Origin of the sequence: Gottfriedia sp. NPDC058432 (assembly GCF_042721555.1) — a bacterium.
Taxonomy (GTDB): Bacteria; Bacillota; Bacilli; order Bacillales; family Bacillaceae_G; genus Gottfriedia.
Genome location: NZ_JBHXLC010000001.1, coordinates 128225 through 145827 on the forward strand (window position 1 = coordinate 128225; position 17603 = coordinate 145827).

The window sequence follows — 17603 nt, forward strand, 5'->3', positions numbered from 1 at the left end:
TTCATATATGACAGATGTACAATTTAAATGTATTTAATTAACAGCCACGAAAATCAGGTGAATAGGAAAACTTAAGTTTCTCATTATATTTAACTATTACTCTATAGATCCATGGTGGATTTAAGTAAATACAGAATAAAATTGTAGGAGTGTTGTTATGAAAAACGGAAAATTTAAAGCGTTTAAAGTTATGTCTACAACTGCTTTAGTATCATTACTTTTTACATCATTAGCTTTTGCGGATAATGATAATGTTACACCTCAAACTGATTCAACTGATGGAATGGTTGAACAAGGTGCATTTACTAAGAATAATTTAGATTTATCTCAAGAAAACTCAATGTATAAAGAAGGCAACACTCAAGAAGCTACAAAAACGTTCAAACCAGATGAGGAAGTTCATTTAATCGTTGAGGTGAATGAGCCAGCTGATAGTGATCAAGCGACACCTGAGCACAAGAAAGCAATGTTTAAACAAAAGCAAGACAATGTAATTAATGAAATCTCAAAAGAAAAAAATTCTAAATCAAATGCAGCTTTTAAAGTGAAGCACCGTTACTTTGAAGGTTTTAATGGATTTAGTATTGAAACAGAATACAAAAATTTAAAAGATATCCAATCAATACCTGGCGTTAAGCATGTTCAAGTTGCTAGAACATTCCACGAAACAATGGCAGCAAGTAAAGAATTAGTACAAGCTCAAAAGGTATGGGAGCAATATGGTTATAAAGGGGAAGGCTTAGTAGTTGGAGTTGTCGATTCCGGTATTGATTGGACTCACAAAGATCTGACACTATCAGATACAGCTAAGGCGAAAGAAAAATGGACAAAGGATAAATTTGACCAGTTTGCAACAACAACAGAAGTAAACGAACAATGGTATTCAGATAAAGTACCATCTGGATATGACTGGGCAGATAACGATACGAATGTTATTCCAGGACCAAAAGGTAGTTCGCATGGTACACACGTATCTGGAACGATTGGAGCAAATGGTAATGATTCAACTGGCGGAGTAGCTGGTATTGCACCTGGAGTTCAACTATTAGCAGAAAAGGTATTTTCTGATAATGGTGGTGGAGCTTATGAGGATGATATTATCGCAGGTATCGAGCATGCTGTTACAATGGGCGCAGATGTAATTAACATGAGCTTAGGTAGCGATGCAGGTTATGTAGACGAAAATTATGATCCGATTCAAAAAGCAATCCGAAATGCGACTGAAAAAGGTACATTAGTTGTAGTAGCAGCTGGAAATTCAGCATTCAGTTCAGAAGCTTACCTAACGTCTGCAACAGTAAAACCTTTTGCAGAAAATCCTGATATTGGAACGGTTGGCTCACCTGGTGTAAGTCCATATGCTATATCAGTTGCTTCCTATGAAAATACTAAAATTCATATGAATGCAATTTCAGATGGAAGCCTAGCAGTACCATTCAAAGACCATTCTCAATATGGACAAGCTTTCAATGTATCTAATAATCTATTACCAAATACAAACTATGATTTGGTATACGTAAATGAAGGGAAAAATGCTACAGATTATCCTAAAGGAAAATCAAATTATATTGCTGTAGTTAAACTTTTAAATTCATATAGTACTGTTTCGAGTATTCAATTTACTGCAAAATCTGCAGGAGCAAAGGCTATCATTATGATACCACCTTCAAAAGATCCTGATTATGTAACATTACCAGTAACTCCTTCTGCAACACCGACTGCTTCAACAAGTAAATCAATCGGTCAAGCATTACTAGATAAAATGAGTAAATTACCTACTGGTCAATATTTAAGTATGAAAAATATCGGCGATTATTGGGTAGATAATCCAGATAAAGACACAATGTCTTATTTCTCATCAATGGGTACAACTCCAACATTAGACTTTAAACCAGAAATGTCGGCTCCGGGTGGAAATATTTATTCAACTATTCCTGGAAATAAGTATCAAGTAATGAGTGGTACATCAATGGCGACACCACATGTTGCAGGTGGTTCAGCATTAGTATTACAGTCACTTTATGAAAAAGGATTAAAACACTCAGAAGATACTGTTTTAAAAGCGAAAGTTGCATTAATGAATACATCTAAAGTCATTATGGATCCAAGAACAAATAGTGAAGTTCCATATTCACCACGTATTCAAGGGTCTGGTTTAATGCAAATTCAAAATGCTATTAATACACCAGTTGTTGTAACAAATCGAAACGCTCCTTTAGAACAGGCTGGTTCAGTAGCATTAAAGGAAATCGGAAAAAATACAAGCTTTAAATTAAACGTAGATGCTTTTGATGCACCTAAAGGGAAAAATAATAGTGCTGATATTGAATACAATGTATATGTGGATTTATTAAAAGATAAGACAGAAACAAAGCAATTTGATTTTGATCATGATGGACAATTAGATCCAAAAGATTATTTAACTTTATCAAGTGAACAAATTAAGGGTGCAAAAATCACTGTAAATGATAATGTAGTAACAGATAAAGTCGGATCTACATTGAAAATCAAACCAGGTCAATCAAAAATGTTAACAGTTAATATTTCATTACCAGATTCATTAAAGAAAAATGGTTTTGTAGAAGGATATGTACGTCTTGTACCAGTAGCAAAAGACCAAGATAAAGCTGTACCGTTAACTATGCCTTATATGGGCTTCTATGGAAAATGGGATGAGCTACGTAACATCGATGCTCCGGCTTGGGAAAAAGATTCATTTGCAGGTCATACAGCACTTTGGAATGATGCTACAATTGGTGGGGCACCATTAGGATACAATGGAGTAGGCTTTAATTTAAACCATATTGCTTTCTCGCCAAATTATATAGATAAGGGAATCATTGGTGGAATGTCTGTTTTACGTAACTTAGATAGCGCTGAGATCTCTGTTGAAGATTCTGCTGGTAAACAAATAAGATATTTAGGTAACTTTAGTGAGTATACTGGAACTGGAGAACCTTGGAAATTTAATAAAAACATTATGTTTAATGGCGATTATGGGATTAGTTTATACCAATGGGATATGAAGGACGTATCAGGAAATTTTGTTCCAGACGGTACTTATTATTACGTAATTAAAACAACATTAGCATATCCAAACGCTAGACCACAAACAGTTAAAATGCCAATGATCGTGGATTCAGTTGCACCAAAGATTTCTGATATTAAAGTAACACCAAACAACGGTAAATATGATATTACATTTAATGCGACTGATAATGCAACTGACTTTAACTATGCTGATGTTTATGTAAATGGAACATTTTATGAACTAAGACCAGGCGTAACGAAACTAACGGTTAATACAGAACCAAAAGGTATGGTAATCAGATATAATGATTATGCAGGAAACAATGCTTGGACAACATGGGGAGACCAAAGTTATAATAAACAAAGTATGGCAATGGTAACTTGGGGGATTTCTCCATCTACTGGTGTAAGCGCATCTAAGCCTGCGAGAATTTCACTATATGGTTATAGCAGAGTAGACTGGACGATTAATATTAAAGATGCTAAAGGAAATCTTGTAGATTCGTCTACATTCGATAATGAACATACTTTTAGTACACAATGGGCGCCAGAAAAAGATCTACCAAGTGGCACATATACGGTTACAGTAGATGTTGTTACGAAAGATGGTTTTAAAGTAACAACAACGCCTAAAACAATTACGGTTACTCAATAATATTTAATTTTAAAAGTATAATATAAAAACAAAAGGCTCAGTGAAAACTGAAGCCTTTTTGTTATGTCTTTTTAATTGTTAATTGTAATTTATGTCTTCTTTATTACTTTTTATCTTCCCTTGGACTAAGTGAACTAGTAATAAACAAACTGGAATAATTACTTGTAGTGGAATGTGTAACAAATATGGTACTAAATGGATCCCCTCAATATGGTGTTCAAGAAAACTAGAAGCCAGCCAGAGTGAACTAAGAACTGTAATAATACCAATTGGGTAGACTAGCTGATTGCTTTTCTTAACATTAAATAAATCTGCTGCCCCAGATACCGCACAAAAAAAGTAAATTGTGATTTTTACAAAGGCGTTACATACTGCAATTACAACAATGAACGTATCCAATCTTTGGATGAAATCGGCAATATTAATATAACTAACAGATGTTAGAAGTGGGTAGGTTGTTCTTTCAATAACGGATGGGCCTAATATTGCAGTATTTAAAACTGCAAATAAGGTTAATATAAGTCCCGAAAATAATAAAGCTGGTATTCCTACTTTAATTGCTAAATTTTGTTTAGTTAAATGTGGCATAATCATTGTAAATGTAAGGACTTCGCCAAAAGGAATGGTTAAAGAAATTGGGAAAGTCTTAAATACTGGTTTCCATCCGTGTTCTAAAACCGGTCTTAAATTATCCATTTTTATTAATTTTGAAATGATTTCAAATCCTATAAATATAAAAACAAGAAACATGATCATGATAAATATAAATTCACATGAACGAGCGAATGTTTCTAGTCCTTTAGACATTGCATACATGATTAATAACATCATGATTAAACCGATTGAAATTAGAGAAGAAGCATTATATAGAGTGATTGTTAATAAATCCTCAAAATCACGTAAAGCACGTGCAGCGATATAAAGAAAATATAAGATATATACTAATGCAAATATTTTTCCGATATATTTTCCTAAAATAATTTGAATATATTTTGTTAAGGGGAGATCAGGAAATAATGAATATAACTTAATATACACTGCAAAAATTAAACAAGCTGCAGTGAGTCCTATTAATAAACTAATCCATCCATCTTGTTTAGCACTAGCAAATATTTCGACTGGTGGAGAAGCACCGACCCCAAACATAAAAATCATAGAAAAGAATTGAAAACCACTTATATTTAATTTACGATTCATTTGAATTCCTTCTTTTGACTTCTAATTTTTCTTCTAGATTATTATTTTTTCCATAAAATTCTATTTTATTTAAGAGTTAATGAAGTAATTTTTTGTGACTAAAAAACCAATTAGAAGTTTATCAAAATTTAGTATAATAATAGCAATCATAAAAAAGAAGAATGAGGTGATTATTACGTGGAAATTAAGGTTGATGATTTGACTGGAACTGAAGTTGTTAAGCTAATTAGTGAGCATTTACAAGGTATGACACAGCATTCTCCACTTGAAAGCATACATGCTTTAAATCTTGAAGGATTAAAGAAACCGGAAATTACGTTTTGGAGTGTATGGGAGCAAAGTGAATTAGTTGGATGTGGAGCTCTAAAAGAACTTGACGCTTTACATGGAGAAGTAAAATCAATGAGAACTTCCTCAGCTCATTTAAGAAAAGGTGTGGCAAGGTGCATGCTCCAACACATTATCAAAGAGGCGAAAAATAGAGGCTACAAGAGAATTAGTTTAGAAACCGGTGCAATGGAAGCATTTGATCCAGCAAAAAAACTATATGAACTTCTTGGTTTTAAGTATTGTAAGCCTTTTGCTGATTATAAAGATGACCCTAATAGTGTTTTTATGACACTAGAATTGTAAAATTTTTGAAAGTAGAGTTGCTGTTGTAGCAACTTTTTTTAGTTTAATACCTTTTATATACACGCTTAACTAAACAATCACCTTCGATAAATTAAAAGAATGAAAAAATTTTAAAATAAAATTAGTACCTAGTATTAATATCTGGTGATATAATATTGAAAAGAGATTAAAAAATATGACTGAGGTGACCAGAATGCAAAATTCAAAAGCACGTATCACTGCAATAGGTTCATATGTACCAGAAAAAGTATTAACAAATAAGGATCTAGAAAAAATAGTTGAAACAAATGATGAATGGATTGTAAAGCGAACTGGCATTAAAGAGAGAAGAATTGCAAACGAAAATGAAAATACAAGTGACTTAAGCTTTCAGGCAATAAAAGACTTGATGGAAAAATACAATAAATCTGTTGAAGATGTTGATATGATTATCGTTTGTACTTTAACGCCAGACTTCAAAACGCCAAGTGTTGCTTCAATTATTCAAGCAAAGCTTGGAATAAAAAATGCTGGGGCAATCGATTTAAATGCTGCTTGCGCAGGTTTTACTTACGGTTTGTATATGGCAAATGGATTAATTACATCAGGATTAAACCGAAAAATTTTAGTAGTCGGTGCAGAAACTTTATCAAAAATAACCGATTACGAAGATCGCACTACTTGCATTCTATTTGGTGATGGCGCTGGCGCAGCCTTAGTAGAGTATGATGAAGAACAGCCTAGCTTCATTTCCTCCTACTTAGGATCAGAAGGCGAAAAAGGAAAACATTTATATTGCTCAAATTTATCAAATCAAATGTTTGGCGATGAGATAATTAATAACAATAACATCATTCAAAATGGACGTGAAGTATACAAATGGGCAGTTACGACAGTACCAAAAGGAATGCAAGCTGTTCTAAATAATGGATCCACTTTATTAAAAGAAGTTGATTGGTTTGTACCTCATAGTGCAAATTTAAGAATGATTGAATCAATCTGCGAAAGAAGTGAATATCCAATCGATAAAACGTTAAATAGCTTAGTAGATTGCGGAAATACATCATCAGCCACGATCCCATTATCTTTAGTTAAGGGCGTGAAGGAAGGGAAACTTAAATATGGAGATAAGGTTTTATTGTATGGCTTTGGTGGTGGATTAACTCACGCAGGATTACTTATTAATTGGACTTTGTAAAAGGAGTAGGTTACTCGAGTGGGGCATGAGTAAGTAACAATGCAAAAAGAAGAAAAAAGGTTATTCATGAGAGGTTCATGAGTAAGTAAAACAGCAAAAAGATGAAAAAGGTTACTCATGAGGGGTTCATGAGTAAGTAAAACAGCAAAAAGAAGAAAAAAGGTTACTCATGAGGGGTTCATGAGTAAGTAAAACAGCAAAAAGAAGAAAAAAGGTTACTCATGAGAGGTTCATGAGTAAGTAAAAAAGTAAAAAGAAGAAAAAAGGTTACTCATAAAAAGTTCATGAGTTAGTAAAACAGTAAGATGAAAAAAACTTACTCAATACAGGCTGTAGCCATACTCAACTTTACTTGTGAAAACTCATTCTTAAACAGTCTAATAGGTTACTAAATTAGACTTCTTTTTTGAGTTTTTTGGTTAGTCCAGTTACTCGATTATAAATTTTGGAAGGAAGAGTGGTGTATGAATGTATCTGTCTTAGGCTGCGGTAGATGGGGAACTTTTTTAGCTTGGTACGCTAATCGAGTTAGCCATAATGTAGTTTTATGGGGAAGAGAAAACTCTAGAAATTTTATCGGCTTAAATCAGACAAGAAAAAATGACTATTTAAGCCTACCAGATGGAATTGAGTTAACGAGCTCTTTAGAAGGTGCATTATCTTTTGCAGAAGTCATTATTATTTCAATTAGTGCACAAGAGCTAAGAACATTTGCAAATCGCTTAAGTCAATATAATGAAATACAAGGTAAAACTTTTATCCTCTGTATGAAAGGCATAGAATCTTCAACAGGAAAAAGACTCACACAAGTCTTTCGTGAAGAAGTTGGGAAAAATAGCAATGTAGCGGTTTGGGTAGGGCCTGGTCATGTACAAGACTTTGTAAGAAATATACCAAATTGCATGGTTATCGGTTCGGAGAATATTGAAGTAACAAAACAGATTGCTAAAGCATTTAACAGCGAGTTAATACGATTTTATTACGGCCAAGACTTAATTGGTAATGAAATTGGTGCTGCAACAAAAAATGTCATGGGAATAGCTGCAGGAATGCTTGATGGATTGAACTATAGTAGTTTAAAAGGATCATTGATGGCTAGAGGCACGAGAGAAATTTCTCGTTTAATAAGGGCAATGGGTGGAAATGATTTAACAATTTACGGTTTAAGTCACTTAGGAGACTACGAGGCAACACTCTTTTCAATGCATAGTCATAATCGAAAGTTTGGGCAGGCATTTGTTGAAGGAAAATCATTTGATAAATTAGCGGAAGGGGTTTCTACAATTAAGGCTTTAAAGGAACTTTCTGATCAGTATGATGTTGAACTACCGATTTGTAACGCATTGTTTGAAATAATTTATGAACATAAAAACGCGAAAGAAACTTTAGAGGAATTATTTTTAAGACCACTAAAATTTGAATTCTGAAAAAATGAAATTTTATTTCGGTTGATTTAGAAAAAGATAATAAATTCATTGTTTTCTTAGCTTATTATACAGATTAAACCTTTTGTTTTCCTTAAAATACGAACGTTATTGTTTTTTTTATAAAAAAAGTTCATATTTTATATTGAAAATGTATTTCGAGTTTGATATATTAGCAGTGTAATCATTCATAAACATTACTCGTATATGCTCAGTAATATGGTCTGAGCGTTTCTACCTGGTTCCCATTGAAAGAACTAGACTACGGGTTAAAGTATACTTGGTTTCATTTTTTTGTAACCAATAATGAGGGTTTAGCATTAAATTTTATTTATTGCTAATCTATACTTTAACTTTCGTAGGTCTAGAAGGTAGAGATTGTTCTACTTTTTCTAGACCATTTTTTTTGACTAAAACATCGAGTGTGATCATCATCAAGGGGGAAAAGACATTGTTAAAAAAATACGGTTTATTAGGAATTATTTCTGCACTATTAATCTCTGTGTCTGTAGGTTATAACTTTAAATCGAATACTGCAGAAGCAAAAACTAAACATCTTAGACCAATTATTATTGAGGGACCAATGCCAATTGAGGCTGAAAAGTTTGCAAGTAAGTTAGAACATGTAAAAGTTGAAAAATCAGGTAGCTTCGTATTTTACAAAGGTACTTTAAATCATTACCCAGTTATCGTAGCAAAAACAGGTAAAGGTATGGAAAATACTGCTGCAGCTACAGCGATTGCAATTGAAAAATATAAACCAATCGCAATTATTAACCAAGGAACTTCTGGTGGTCATGACCCAAATTTAAATGTTTTTGATATCGTATTAGGTAAAAATACAACGAATATTGGTTCTTTAAAAACAGAAACGAAGGACGAAAACCAAGGAATTGATGCTACTCAATGGAAACCAATGGACTTAATGGCTTCTGAAGGTAGTGCAGGTGAAGATCCAAATGCTGAAAAACCACGTTTTTACGAAGGTAATAAAGATTTATTAGCAGCTGCAAATGCAGTGAAAAACAAATACACTAAAGGTAAGGTAGTAGAAGGTACAATCGGATCTGCAGACGTTTGGAACAATGAAGTTGATCGCATTAAATGGTTCCATACTAAATATGGAACTTCAGTAGAAGAAATGGAAGGCGCTGCTGCAGCTCAAATCTCTCAAGCATATAATGTAGCTTTCTTAGGAATTCGCGTATTATCAAACAATAAAACAAATGGCGGTAAATATGATCCAACTACAGCTGATGCTTGTCAGGAGTATGTAATGGAAGTAGTTAAGAAATATATTTCTACAAATCCAAGTAAATAATAAATTGAAAAAGAGATATTTTAAAGTATCTCTTTTTCTGTTTTTCTTTCTATTTACTTCATCCACCATAATTCAACTGGATTTAATTCATACTGATTGTTTTCGCGATACATAAATTGACACATAATCAGCTCTCGTCTTAAAGTAGCGTAATCTTCATGATATTCCTTCAAATATTCATTGATTTCCTTTTCTTGATAAACTCTACCAAATTCTAAGCCTTTAATCATATGTACTAAAACGACAAGCTTTTTCTTTCGCTGAGCAGGATAAATTTTAAGTTTGCCATCCTTAGTAAAGAAATTATTGATAATACTTGAACGTTCACTTTCAGTAACTGACATTTCCATATTGGAATCTCCTCCTGTTCCTACTGTAAAAATTGCTTTCGCACTCATTTCTAAAATTTTAGTATTTAGAGAGAAATAGATTGTATTTTTATCTCGGCGCTCTTTAACCAGACCAACTTCTCTAAGCTTTGACATATGATGGGTAATTGTTGGCGGTTTAAGACTTAATTTACTGGCAATTTCTTGCCCACTTAATTGACCTTGTTGAAGTAAAGCAATAATGCGTACTCGAGTAAGATCACCTAAAGCTTTATGGAAATCTACAATTTTATTTAATTGCACTTAATATACACCTACTTTTATACTTATCTAATTAGATGATAATCTAATTAGTGTTTCATTTCAATAAGTACCTTTAACTGAACGCAAAATTTAGTTATTTTTTACTAAATATTTATATTTAATAACTTAGATAGGATAATGATAAGCTTGTAACGAATGTTGCAACTAGATTTTACATCTGGAAATCTTAAGGTATTAGATGAGCTTATAACAGACGATTTTGTCTATCATTCTGGAAATGGAGTTAATACGCATACAGTTTTTTAAACAATTCAAATTGGTTTGCTTTAGATATTCCAGTTTTTCTCATTTATATAGGATAAAAGTATGGGGATTGCATATTGGCATAATCAAAAATAACTGCTATGCTAATTGAGTGAAAAATTTAAAAAGGGGGAATTTTCATGCAAATAATGGGTTTATTCGGTACTAGTTTAAAACGAAGGGATTCAATAGATAAAGAAAGGTTGAAACAACATGGGGATACTTAAGTTTCACAAAAATATCAAAATTCGAATACTCGAATCATTCTTAAGTTCGTCAATTGGAAGTATGATTTTTCCTTTTATGGCGATTTATTTATCTAAACATTTTGGGGTAAAACAAGCAGGATTACTTTTGCTTGTAAATGTATTTATAGGAATTATTATGAACTTTTTTGGAGGCTATTTTTCGGATCAGTTTGGCCGGAAAAAGACGATTGTGTTTGCCGAAACAATTCGGTTACTCGCGTTTATTACAATGATGTTTTGTAATTCACCTTGGTTTTCATCACCTCTTATTACATTCTTTATGATGACTTTAAATAGTATTTGTTGGGGACTAGCAGGGCCAGCTAATCAGGCCATGTTAATAGATGTGAGTAAGCCAGAAGAACGGAAGCTTATGTACTCAATCATGTATTGGTCGAACAATTTATCAATTGCGATTGGTGGTATGCTTGGAGGATTTTTATTTAAATCATATTTATTTGAATTATTATTAGCACTATCAGTTGCTTCACTTGTTACATGGGTCTTAATTACGTTCTTTGTCGAAGAAAGCTTAGTTACTGAAAAGGAAGAAACGAAGACGATTGCTCATCATGCTCAAAAGATGATTTCAAATTACCGTGACGTTTTTCAAGATAGACTATTTATTCTTTATGTACTGGCGGGTTTGTTAGTACTTTCAATGGAATTTCAGTTAACAAATTATATAAGTATTCGATTAGCGAATGATTTCCACACACAACATTTATTGAACTGGACATTTGGCGGAATCGAGATGAATGGTTTTCTGCGAACAGAAAACACGATACTTGTAGTCGTAATGGCCCTTTTTGCTTCTAAAATTGTAGGGAAATTGGATGATCGAAAAACGTTAATTTGGAGTTGTATTGCATTTGTTGGTGGATATGCAGTGATTTCATATAGTAACTCTATTTGGCTATTATTTATAGCAATGTTCATCGCAACAGTTGCGGAAGTATTAAGAGTGCCTGTTCAACAAAACTATATGGCTAACTTACCAGCTGACGAAACAAGGAGTTCCTATATGGCGGTTGCAGGTTTAACATTTAATTTAGCGATGTTTATCTGCTCAATAACTGTTTCACTAAGTGCATATTTATCTAATTTCGCGACATCTTTCTTTTTAACGAGTTTAGGTGTAATCGGTATACTCATCTTTGTTCGAATTACTCCTGCATTGGAAAGAAGAATTAAGGGAGAAATATTGCAGGAGCAGGGACAGACAGCTGGAATAAATTCTTAATTTACAGGGAGTTGCTTTTTGCAGCTCTCTTTTTTTGTGGATAAGGTGAGTAGGCGAATCCTTTAGATTGAGGTTATATTTTCCATATTAGGACACCTTAATGGTAAAGGTGGTGTTTCGATGAACCGACGTTTAATCGCTGTTTTAATTAGTACTTTTACATTTTTTTCTTCTTCATCTGTAAGTGCGCGGCAAGCTGAACGAGTGGTTATGAATGGAATCCCAAGCGATGTGTGGCAGGAAAATATCTATCTAATCGCTGACCGAATTGATTGGAAAGAATACCGGAATTTTGACGTTCAAATTGGTAATGAAGGATTGCTATATCACTTTCCAACATGGAAAAGTGGGAAGTATGGTACCAAAATGTTTAGTGAAGATTTAAATAAAGATAAACAAAATGAAGTCATTATCGTATTGGATAATTTCAATGATCCGATTCATTTATTGCAAATTAGTAAGAATGATGACCAAAGCGAAGAATATAAGGAAGTTCCAATTGAATCGGTGTCTGAAGCAGTTAAACGCCTTGTGGAAATGGAGAAAAAAGGGGATATTGTAACTATATCAACTAAACAAAAAACGTATAAAGTTAATTTAAAATCGTTAGGATTTAAAGAAACCTCTTCTGACGATAGTGTATATACCCACGTGCCAGTGGACTATATTGTTGATAAGAAAAAACTAGTTGCAGATGCTGTCGTAATGATATCAACAGACGGCGGAGGAGCGATCGGAAATTTGAAGCTTTTATATGATTGGAATGGAAAGAAATATGAGGTTCAGTCAGTTTCTTTTGAGAAGTATAATCGGAAAAGGTAGAGCACCTGTGGAGGTGCTTTTATTTTTTGTAGGAATTGAAAATCTCAAAAAAGTGAATCACAATTAAAAAAGGGTAATCGCAAATAAAAAGAGAGAATTACAATTAAAATTGGCAAAATCGCAATTAAATCCCTGAAACGCTCTTAAAAGTAGCTACTTTAAATAGAAATTACTACTTTTTACGTCACTACAATGAAAATTCATGAAAAATTAAAGGACTTATCGTCACTTTGAAGGTATATATTTCTTAAAAGAGTGGTGTGAGGTGGAAGGGTTGATTATAAGGAAAGCTACAATGTCAGATGCAAAAGGCATCGCTAAAGTTCATGTTGATAGTTGGAAAACTACTTACCGAAATATAATTCCTAACGAGTTTTTAGAGAAGTTATCTTATGTACAAAGAGAGAAATTGTGGGAGCTTAATCTTTCAAAAGTAGAGGATTATGTGGTTGTTGCGGAAAATGATAATGGGGAAATTATCGGTTTTGCAGATTGTGGAAAAAGAGAGAGGAATCAAGTCGATCACTCTGGTGACTTAACATCTATTTATCTACTTGAGGAATATCAAGGTAAAGGAATCGGAAAACAGCTAATGAAACAGCTGTTTCTACAGTTTCAAAAATGGGGTTATAATCGGGTATTCGTCGAGGTTTTAGAAGACAATAAAACACGCTATTTCTATGAATATTATGGTGCTGATTTATTGAAATCAGATAAGATTACATTTTCAGGATCTGAATTGAATTTACTAATTTATGAATGGGGAAATATAAATGAAGTATTAGCTAAATTGTAATAAAATCGTATTTTATTATTTATCAAAGCATGATAAAACTACCAATTATTCTATAAGAATAGTTGGTAGTTTTTTATATTATTTTGGCCCTAATTGACTTATAAGAGTTGGTGTATCAAATAACCCACGATGAGTTAAAATTTTTCCATTTTCAACTTTGAATTCCCTAAATAAAGATACTTTTACCGAATTTTCGGTTGGGGCGTTACCTCTAAAAAATCCAGTGTTTGTTCCTGTGAATTCAAGTCTTGTGATAACAGTTTCTCCTTGGGAGACAATTTCTTCAATCGTGTAATGGCTATCTGGGAAACCTGTGAAAATTACGTTAGCGAATTGTTTTAATCCTTCTGTTGAACCATAAGAGTAATCTTTGTAATCAGGTGATAAAAAATGGTTAGTGCTGTCTAGTTTATTCTGATTCCAGAAAACTTCAATAAATTCTTTTACTAATTCTTTATTATTTTGTTCGATTGATTTCATAACATGATTCTCCTTATTTGTTTGGCTTAATACATATGTTAAATTATAATAGTGACAAAAACTGTCATAGTTATAAAATAAGGTGAAAATATGTCTGCGAAGTCAAAACGATTAATTGAATTAATGATGCTCGTCAATCGGAAGCGTAAGTTTACAGTTAAGGAATTAGCTTATGAATTTAACGTTTCTACTAGAACAATCTTAAGAGATTTAATGGAGTTAAGTGAATTAGGTGTGCCTTTATATTCTGAGGTTGGTCCTCATGGTGGATATCAAGTACTAAACGAAAGAGTTTTACCTCCGATTACTTTCACAGAAGAAGAAGCAGTTTCAATATTTTTTGCTAGTCATGCATTACGGCACTTTTCCACTCTTCCATTTGAAGCGCAATCTAAATCCGCTTTGAAGAAATTTTATGCTTATTTACCTACTGATGTAAAAGATCAGATTGATGAAATGAAAAATCGGTTTGATTTTTTCGTACCAACAAAACAAGCAAAATCCCCATTTCTCTCAACACTATTAGAAACCGCTATTCGCCAAAATGTAATTAGTATTGACTACGAGTCGTATAAAGGAAAGTCGAATCGAGAAATTCAACCACTCGGAATATATGCATCTAGTGGACTATGGTATTGTCCTGCATATTGTTTTAATAGTCTTGATTATCGGTTATTTAGATGCGATAAAATTGTTTCGATCAGTCATGAAGTGGATAATGAGCCGCTCGATTTGCCGCTAATTCCGCTTGGAAAGAAATTAAAAAGTATGAAAGAAGAGAAATTAATTAAGTTTTACGTGGAGCTTAGTAGAGAAGGGGTCCAAAGATGTGAAACGGTAATTGATCCAAGGTTTAAGGTACAAACGCGGGAGAACGGAACTGGGTGGATTGAAGATTGGATTAGACCGAATGAAATACCTTTTTTAGCCCAAATATTCATTGCAATTGGAAAAGATGCATCTGTGAAGGAACCAACCGAGTTAATCCAAAGTATAAGGGAGAAGCTTTCTGAAGTGATGGAGTGGTATAAAATAGAATAAAGTCTTAAATAAATTTCCAAAGAAAAAACTGTAATAAAGCTATAGCCTTATTACAGTTTTTTACTCATGTTATACCATTTTACTCCACCATGTGTTGAGCTAGAACTACCGTTATTGATGAAGCCATGGTTTTCGTAAAAATGAATTAAGTTTTCTTTACACGTAAGAGTTATTGAATCACGCTTATGTTCTTTTGAAACTTTTTCGATATGAGAAAGCAATTTTGATGCAATCCCTTTATTTTGGTTTTGTGGAGAAACTGCTATGCCTAAGATACTTTGATGACCACCAGTAGATGGATTTTTTTTAATTTCGCTAAATAAATCATCAGTAATGAAAGTCTCATTTATAACAGGGCCGTTTACTAAACCAACTAATTTACCATTCTCCTCAGCTACAAAAAAACTATCGGGAATTAATTTAATGCGTTTTTCGAATGCCTGTTTTGTAGCTGCCTCTTCTTTTGAAAAACAAAGATGCTCAATTTCTACAAGTTCAGTTAAATCTTCTAATCTTACATTTCGTATGTTTAGCATGATTTTCTTCCCTCCATTTTTCTTAATTATATTATATTATTTTCATAGTTCACAAACTATTTAAACTAGCATTTTGTATAGTAGTTGAACAAAATGAAATAAAAAGATGTTGACAGAATTATGAAATAACCCCTATAATACAAAACATATTAAAAAAAGAAACAAGTTACTAATTTTAGATTAATATAGTTTTAAGCAATGAAGGGAATTTAAGTAGTACTTATCTCAATGTAATAGAGAGCTGATGGTTGGTGGAAATCAGTACAAAGATAAGCATGAATTTCGGTCCTGGAGCTATTTTTTTCGAAGTAAAGTCTAATCTTTACTGAGGGAAAAACGGTCAAATTTGATCGTTATCAAATTTTAAGAGGCAGAATATTTCTGCAACTAGGGTGGTACCGCGAATAATTCGTCCCTACTGATACAATCAGTAGGGACTTTTTTATTATTTTAACTTAATATAGAAAATGCAATGAAGGGAATACAGTAATGTTTGTTTCACTGTTTAAGAGAGCTGGTGGATGGTGTGAATCAGTACAAAAACAAGCATGAATTACAATCCTGGAGCATCTTTTTCGTAGTAAAGGTCGACATTTACTTTGAAAAAGACGGTCATCGATCGTTAAATAAAACAAGTGGCAGATTTTATTCTGCAATTAGGGTGGTACCACGGTGAAAATCGTCCCTGTCGTTAGAGGCAGGGGCGATTTTTTTTTTATAAAATTATAAGCTAGAAAGAGGAGATAGAAAATGGAATTACAAAAAAATTTACTACCAAGACATATCCGTTTCATGGCACTCGGTGGAGCAATTGGCACGGGTATTTTTAAAGGAACATCAGAAACTGTATCGATTGCAGGACCAGCAGTTATTTTTTCATATTTGTTTGCTGGATTATTACTTCTTGTTGTGATGAGTGCGATTGCGGAAATGGCAATTGCGTTCCCAGGTTTGAATATGAAAGGATTTATTCGTAAAGCGTTTGGTACAAGAGTTTCTTTCGTAATTGGTTGGTTGTACTGTTTTATGTGGTTAGTTGTTTGTGTGATTGAAGTAATTGCAGCAGGTAGCTTTCTACAATATTGGTTTCCTTCAATGTCTTTATGGTCTTTAAGTTTTATTAGTGCAATTTTTATTGTGGCAGTTAATTTTATGAATGTTAAACGATATGGTGAAATAGAATTCTGGTTTGCAGGAATTAAAATTACAATGATTGTTTTATTTATTGCGTTAGGCGCTGGAATTTTATTTGGAATTATTCCAAGTGATCATAGTGGATATGTACAAAATTATGTTCAGCATAAGGGATTTTTCCCACAAGGCTGGTCAGGAGTATTTTCTGCTTTATTAATAGTCATTTTTTCTTACGGTGGTTCAGAATTAATTGGATTGACTTTAACAGAAACAAAAGATGCAGAGAAAGTAATACCAAAAGTTATAAAAGGGGTTATTTGGAGAATTGTTTTATTCTACACGCTTCCAATTCTGATTATTTGCGGATTAATTCCATGGAATGAAATTGGTAATCAAGAAAGTCCATTTGTTCAAGTTTTATCAACAGTAGGTTTCCAAGGTTCAGCTCATATTATGAACTTTGTTCTAATTACAGCCGTTTTATCTGCTGCAAATTCAGGGATTTATGGTTGTACACGAATGATGTATTCATTAGCAACTGAAGGTGAAGCTCCAAAAGCTTTTGCAAAAATTTCTAAAAATGGTGTACCAGTTTATACGGTTATTGTAAGTGCAATTATTTTAATTGGGGGCACTTTTGTAGCTTATTTTTCTCCAGATCGCGTATTCGGATATTTAATGGCGATTCCTGGATTTACAGTATCATTAGTATGGATCAGCATTTGTTTAGCACAATTAAAGCTTCGTAAAACTTATACTAAAATGCCACACTTTAAAGTATGGGGATTTCCATATATAACATCATTTACAGTCATTGCTTTAGGTGTAAGTTGCGTAGCATTTGCATTCAGTGAACAGAACAGGTTAAGTATTTTTGTATGCTTAGGAATGTTAATTGTATTAATTTTATGTTCATTTATAAATGGTAAAAAACGAGCTCAATAAACACATAAAAAAGGGCACCTTATTG

14 protein-coding genes, 1 riboswitch and 2 other annotated features are annotated in these 17603 nt (G+C 32.9%); of the genes, 10 read left to right on the top strand and 4 right to left on the bottom strand.

Translation table 11 applies throughout. The features are described 5' to 3' along the window. The first annotated feature begins 157 nt into the window (after positions 1-157). Positions 158-3685: a S8 family serine peptidase gene (locus ACFWM3_RS00705; protein ID WP_390309672.1), complete on the top strand. Its 3528-nt coding sequence runs from the start codon at positions 158-160 to the stop codon at positions 3683-3685. A 78-nt stretch (positions 3686-3763) separates the two neighbouring features. On the opposite strand, the gene ACFWM3_RS00710 is transcribed toward ACFWM3_RS00705, so the two are convergent. After that, positions 3764-4882, bottom strand: coding sequence for a GerAB/ArcD/ProY family transporter (locus tag ACFWM3_RS00710; RefSeq protein ID WP_390309673.1), 1119 nt, complete (start codon positions 4880-4882; stop codon positions 3764-3766). A gap of 177 nt (positions 4883-5059) precedes the next feature. Between ACFWM3_RS00710 and ACFWM3_RS00715 the strand changes: the two genes are divergently transcribed. The 4 genes from ACFWM3_RS00715 to ACFWM3_RS00730 all read left to right on the top strand — a co-directional run bounded on the left by ACFWM3_RS00715 (position 5060) and on the right by ACFWM3_RS00730 (position 9437). Next, positions 5060-5515 (top strand): GNAT family N-acetyltransferase, encoded by a 456-nt coding sequence (locus tag ACFWM3_RS00715; protein WP_390309674.1) that lies wholly within the window; start codon positions 5060-5062, stop codon positions 5513-5515. A 193-nt stretch (positions 5516-5708) separates the two neighbouring features. Then, a complete protein-coding gene (locus tag ACFWM3_RS00720; RefSeq protein WP_390309676.1) occupies positions 5709-6692 on the top strand; it encodes a ketoacyl-ACP synthase III in 984 nt (327 codons plus the stop codon). 464 nt (positions 6693-7156) lie between these two features. Continuing rightward, a complete protein-coding gene (locus tag ACFWM3_RS00725) occupies positions 7157-8119 on the top strand; it encodes an NAD(P)H-dependent glycerol-3-phosphate dehydrogenase (protein ID WP_390309678.1) in 963 nt (320 codons plus the stop codon). Positions 8120-8297: 178 nt separating this feature from the next. Continuing rightward, positions 8298-8401: riboswitch (purine riboswitch) on the top strand. A gap of 217 nt (positions 8402-8618) precedes the next feature. Continuing rightward, complete coding sequence (locus ACFWM3_RS00730; RefSeq protein WP_390309969.1) at positions 8619-9437, top strand: 5'-methylthioadenosine/S-adenosylhomocysteine nucleosidase; 819 nt, start codon at positions 8619-8621, stop codon at positions 9435-9437. Positions 9438-9490: 53 nt separating this feature from the next. On the opposite strand, the gene ACFWM3_RS00735 is transcribed toward ACFWM3_RS00730, so the two are convergent. Next, entirely contained in the window at positions 9491-10069 is a 579-nt protein-coding gene (locus ACFWM3_RS00735) for a DUF2087 domain-containing protein (protein WP_390309680.1), read from the bottom strand. Positions 10070-10546: 477 nt separating this feature from the next. Between ACFWM3_RS00735 and ACFWM3_RS00740 the strand changes: the two genes are divergently transcribed. From ACFWM3_RS00740 to ACFWM3_RS00750, 3 genes are all read left to right on the top strand, one after another. Beyond that, positions 10547-11824, top strand: a complete 1278-nt coding sequence (locus ACFWM3_RS00740) for an MDR family MFS transporter (RefSeq protein ID WP_390309682.1) — start codon at positions 10547-10549, stop codon at positions 11822-11824. Positions 11825-11944: 120 nt separating this feature from the next. Continuing rightward, on the top strand, positions 11945-12646 hold the full coding sequence (locus tag ACFWM3_RS00745; protein WP_390309684.1) for a hypothetical protein: 702 nt from the start codon (positions 11945-11947) through the stop codon (positions 12644-12646). A gap of 274 nt (positions 12647-12920) precedes the next feature. Next, positions 12921-13442: a GNAT family N-acetyltransferase gene (locus tag ACFWM3_RS00750; RefSeq protein WP_390309685.1), complete on the top strand. Its 522-nt coding sequence runs from the start codon at positions 12921-12923 to the stop codon at positions 13440-13442. A gap of 78 nt (positions 13443-13520) precedes the next feature. Here the strand turns inward: ACFWM3_RS00750 and ACFWM3_RS00755 are convergent, their stop codons facing one another. After that, the gene (locus ACFWM3_RS00755; RefSeq protein ID WP_056473430.1) at positions 13521-13922 is read right to left on the bottom strand and encodes an ester cyclase; all 402 of its coding nucleotides are present in this window, start codon (positions 13920-13922) and stop codon (positions 13521-13523) included. A gap of 90 nt (positions 13923-14012) precedes the next feature. Here ACFWM3_RS00755 and ACFWM3_RS00760 point away from each other — a divergent pair, with 90 nt between their 5' ends. Next, entirely contained in the window at positions 14013-14963 is a 951-nt protein-coding gene (locus ACFWM3_RS00760; protein ID WP_390309687.1) for a helix-turn-helix transcriptional regulator, read from the top strand. A 50-nt stretch (positions 14964-15013) separates the two neighbouring features. On the opposite strand, the gene ACFWM3_RS00765 is transcribed toward ACFWM3_RS00760, so the two are convergent. Beyond that, entirely contained in the window at positions 15014-15499 is a 486-nt protein-coding gene (locus tag ACFWM3_RS00765) for a GNAT family N-acetyltransferase (RefSeq protein WP_056473433.1), read from the bottom strand. Between the two features lie 189 nt (positions 15500-15688). Continuing rightward, positions 15689-15919 (top strand) — a binding site (T-box leader). Positions 15920-15962: 43 nt separating this feature from the next. Continuing rightward, positions 15963-16189, top strand: a binding site (T-box leader). Positions 16190-16249: 60 nt separating this feature from the next. On the opposite strand from ACFWM3_RS00765, the gene ACFWM3_RS00770 reads away from it, so the two are divergent. Beyond that, positions 16250-17578 (top strand): amino acid permease, encoded by a 1329-nt coding sequence (locus tag ACFWM3_RS00770; protein WP_390309689.1) that lies wholly within the window; start codon positions 16250-16252, stop codon positions 17576-17578. The last annotated feature ends 25 nt before the right edge of the window (positions 17579-17603 follow it).

Bases quoted from the DNA above. Each gene is read 5' to 3' on its own strand.
- ACFWM3_RS00705 (WP_390309672.1), top strand. From the start codon at position 158: ATGAAAAACGGAAAATTTAAAGCGTTTAAAGTTATGTCTACAACTGCT.
- ACFWM3_RS00710 (WP_390309673.1), bottom strand. From the start codon at position 4,882: ATGAATCGTAAATTAAATATAAGTGGTTTTCAATTCTTTTCTATGATT.
- ACFWM3_RS00720 (WP_390309676.1), top strand. From the start codon at position 5,709: ATGCAAAATTCAAAAGCACGTATCACTGCAATAGGTTCATATGTACCA.
- ACFWM3_RS00725 (WP_390309678.1), top strand. From the start codon at position 7,157: ATGAATGTATCTGTCTTAGGCTGCGGTAGATGGGGAACTTTTTTAGCT.
- ACFWM3_RS00740 (WP_390309682.1), top strand. From the start codon at position 10,547: ATGGGGATACTTAAGTTTCACAAAAATATCAAAATTCGAATACTCGAA.
- ACFWM3_RS00745 (WP_390309684.1), top strand. From the start codon at position 11,945: ATGAACCGACGTTTAATCGCTGTTTTAATTAGTACTTTTACATTTTTT.
- ACFWM3_RS00755 (WP_056473430.1), bottom strand. From the start codon at position 13,922: ATGAAATCAATCGAACAAAATAATAAAGAATTAGTAAAAGAATTTATT.
- ACFWM3_RS00760 (WP_390309687.1), top strand. From the start codon at position 14,013: ATGTCTGCGAAGTCAAAACGATTAATTGAATTAATGATGCTCGTCAAT.
- ACFWM3_RS00765 (WP_056473433.1), bottom strand. From the start codon at position 15,499: ATGCTAAACATACGAAATGTAAGATTAGAAGATTTAACTGAACTTGTA.
- ACFWM3_RS00770 (WP_390309689.1), top strand. From the start codon at position 16,250: ATGGAATTACAAAAAAATTTACTACCAAGACATATCCGTTTCATGGCA.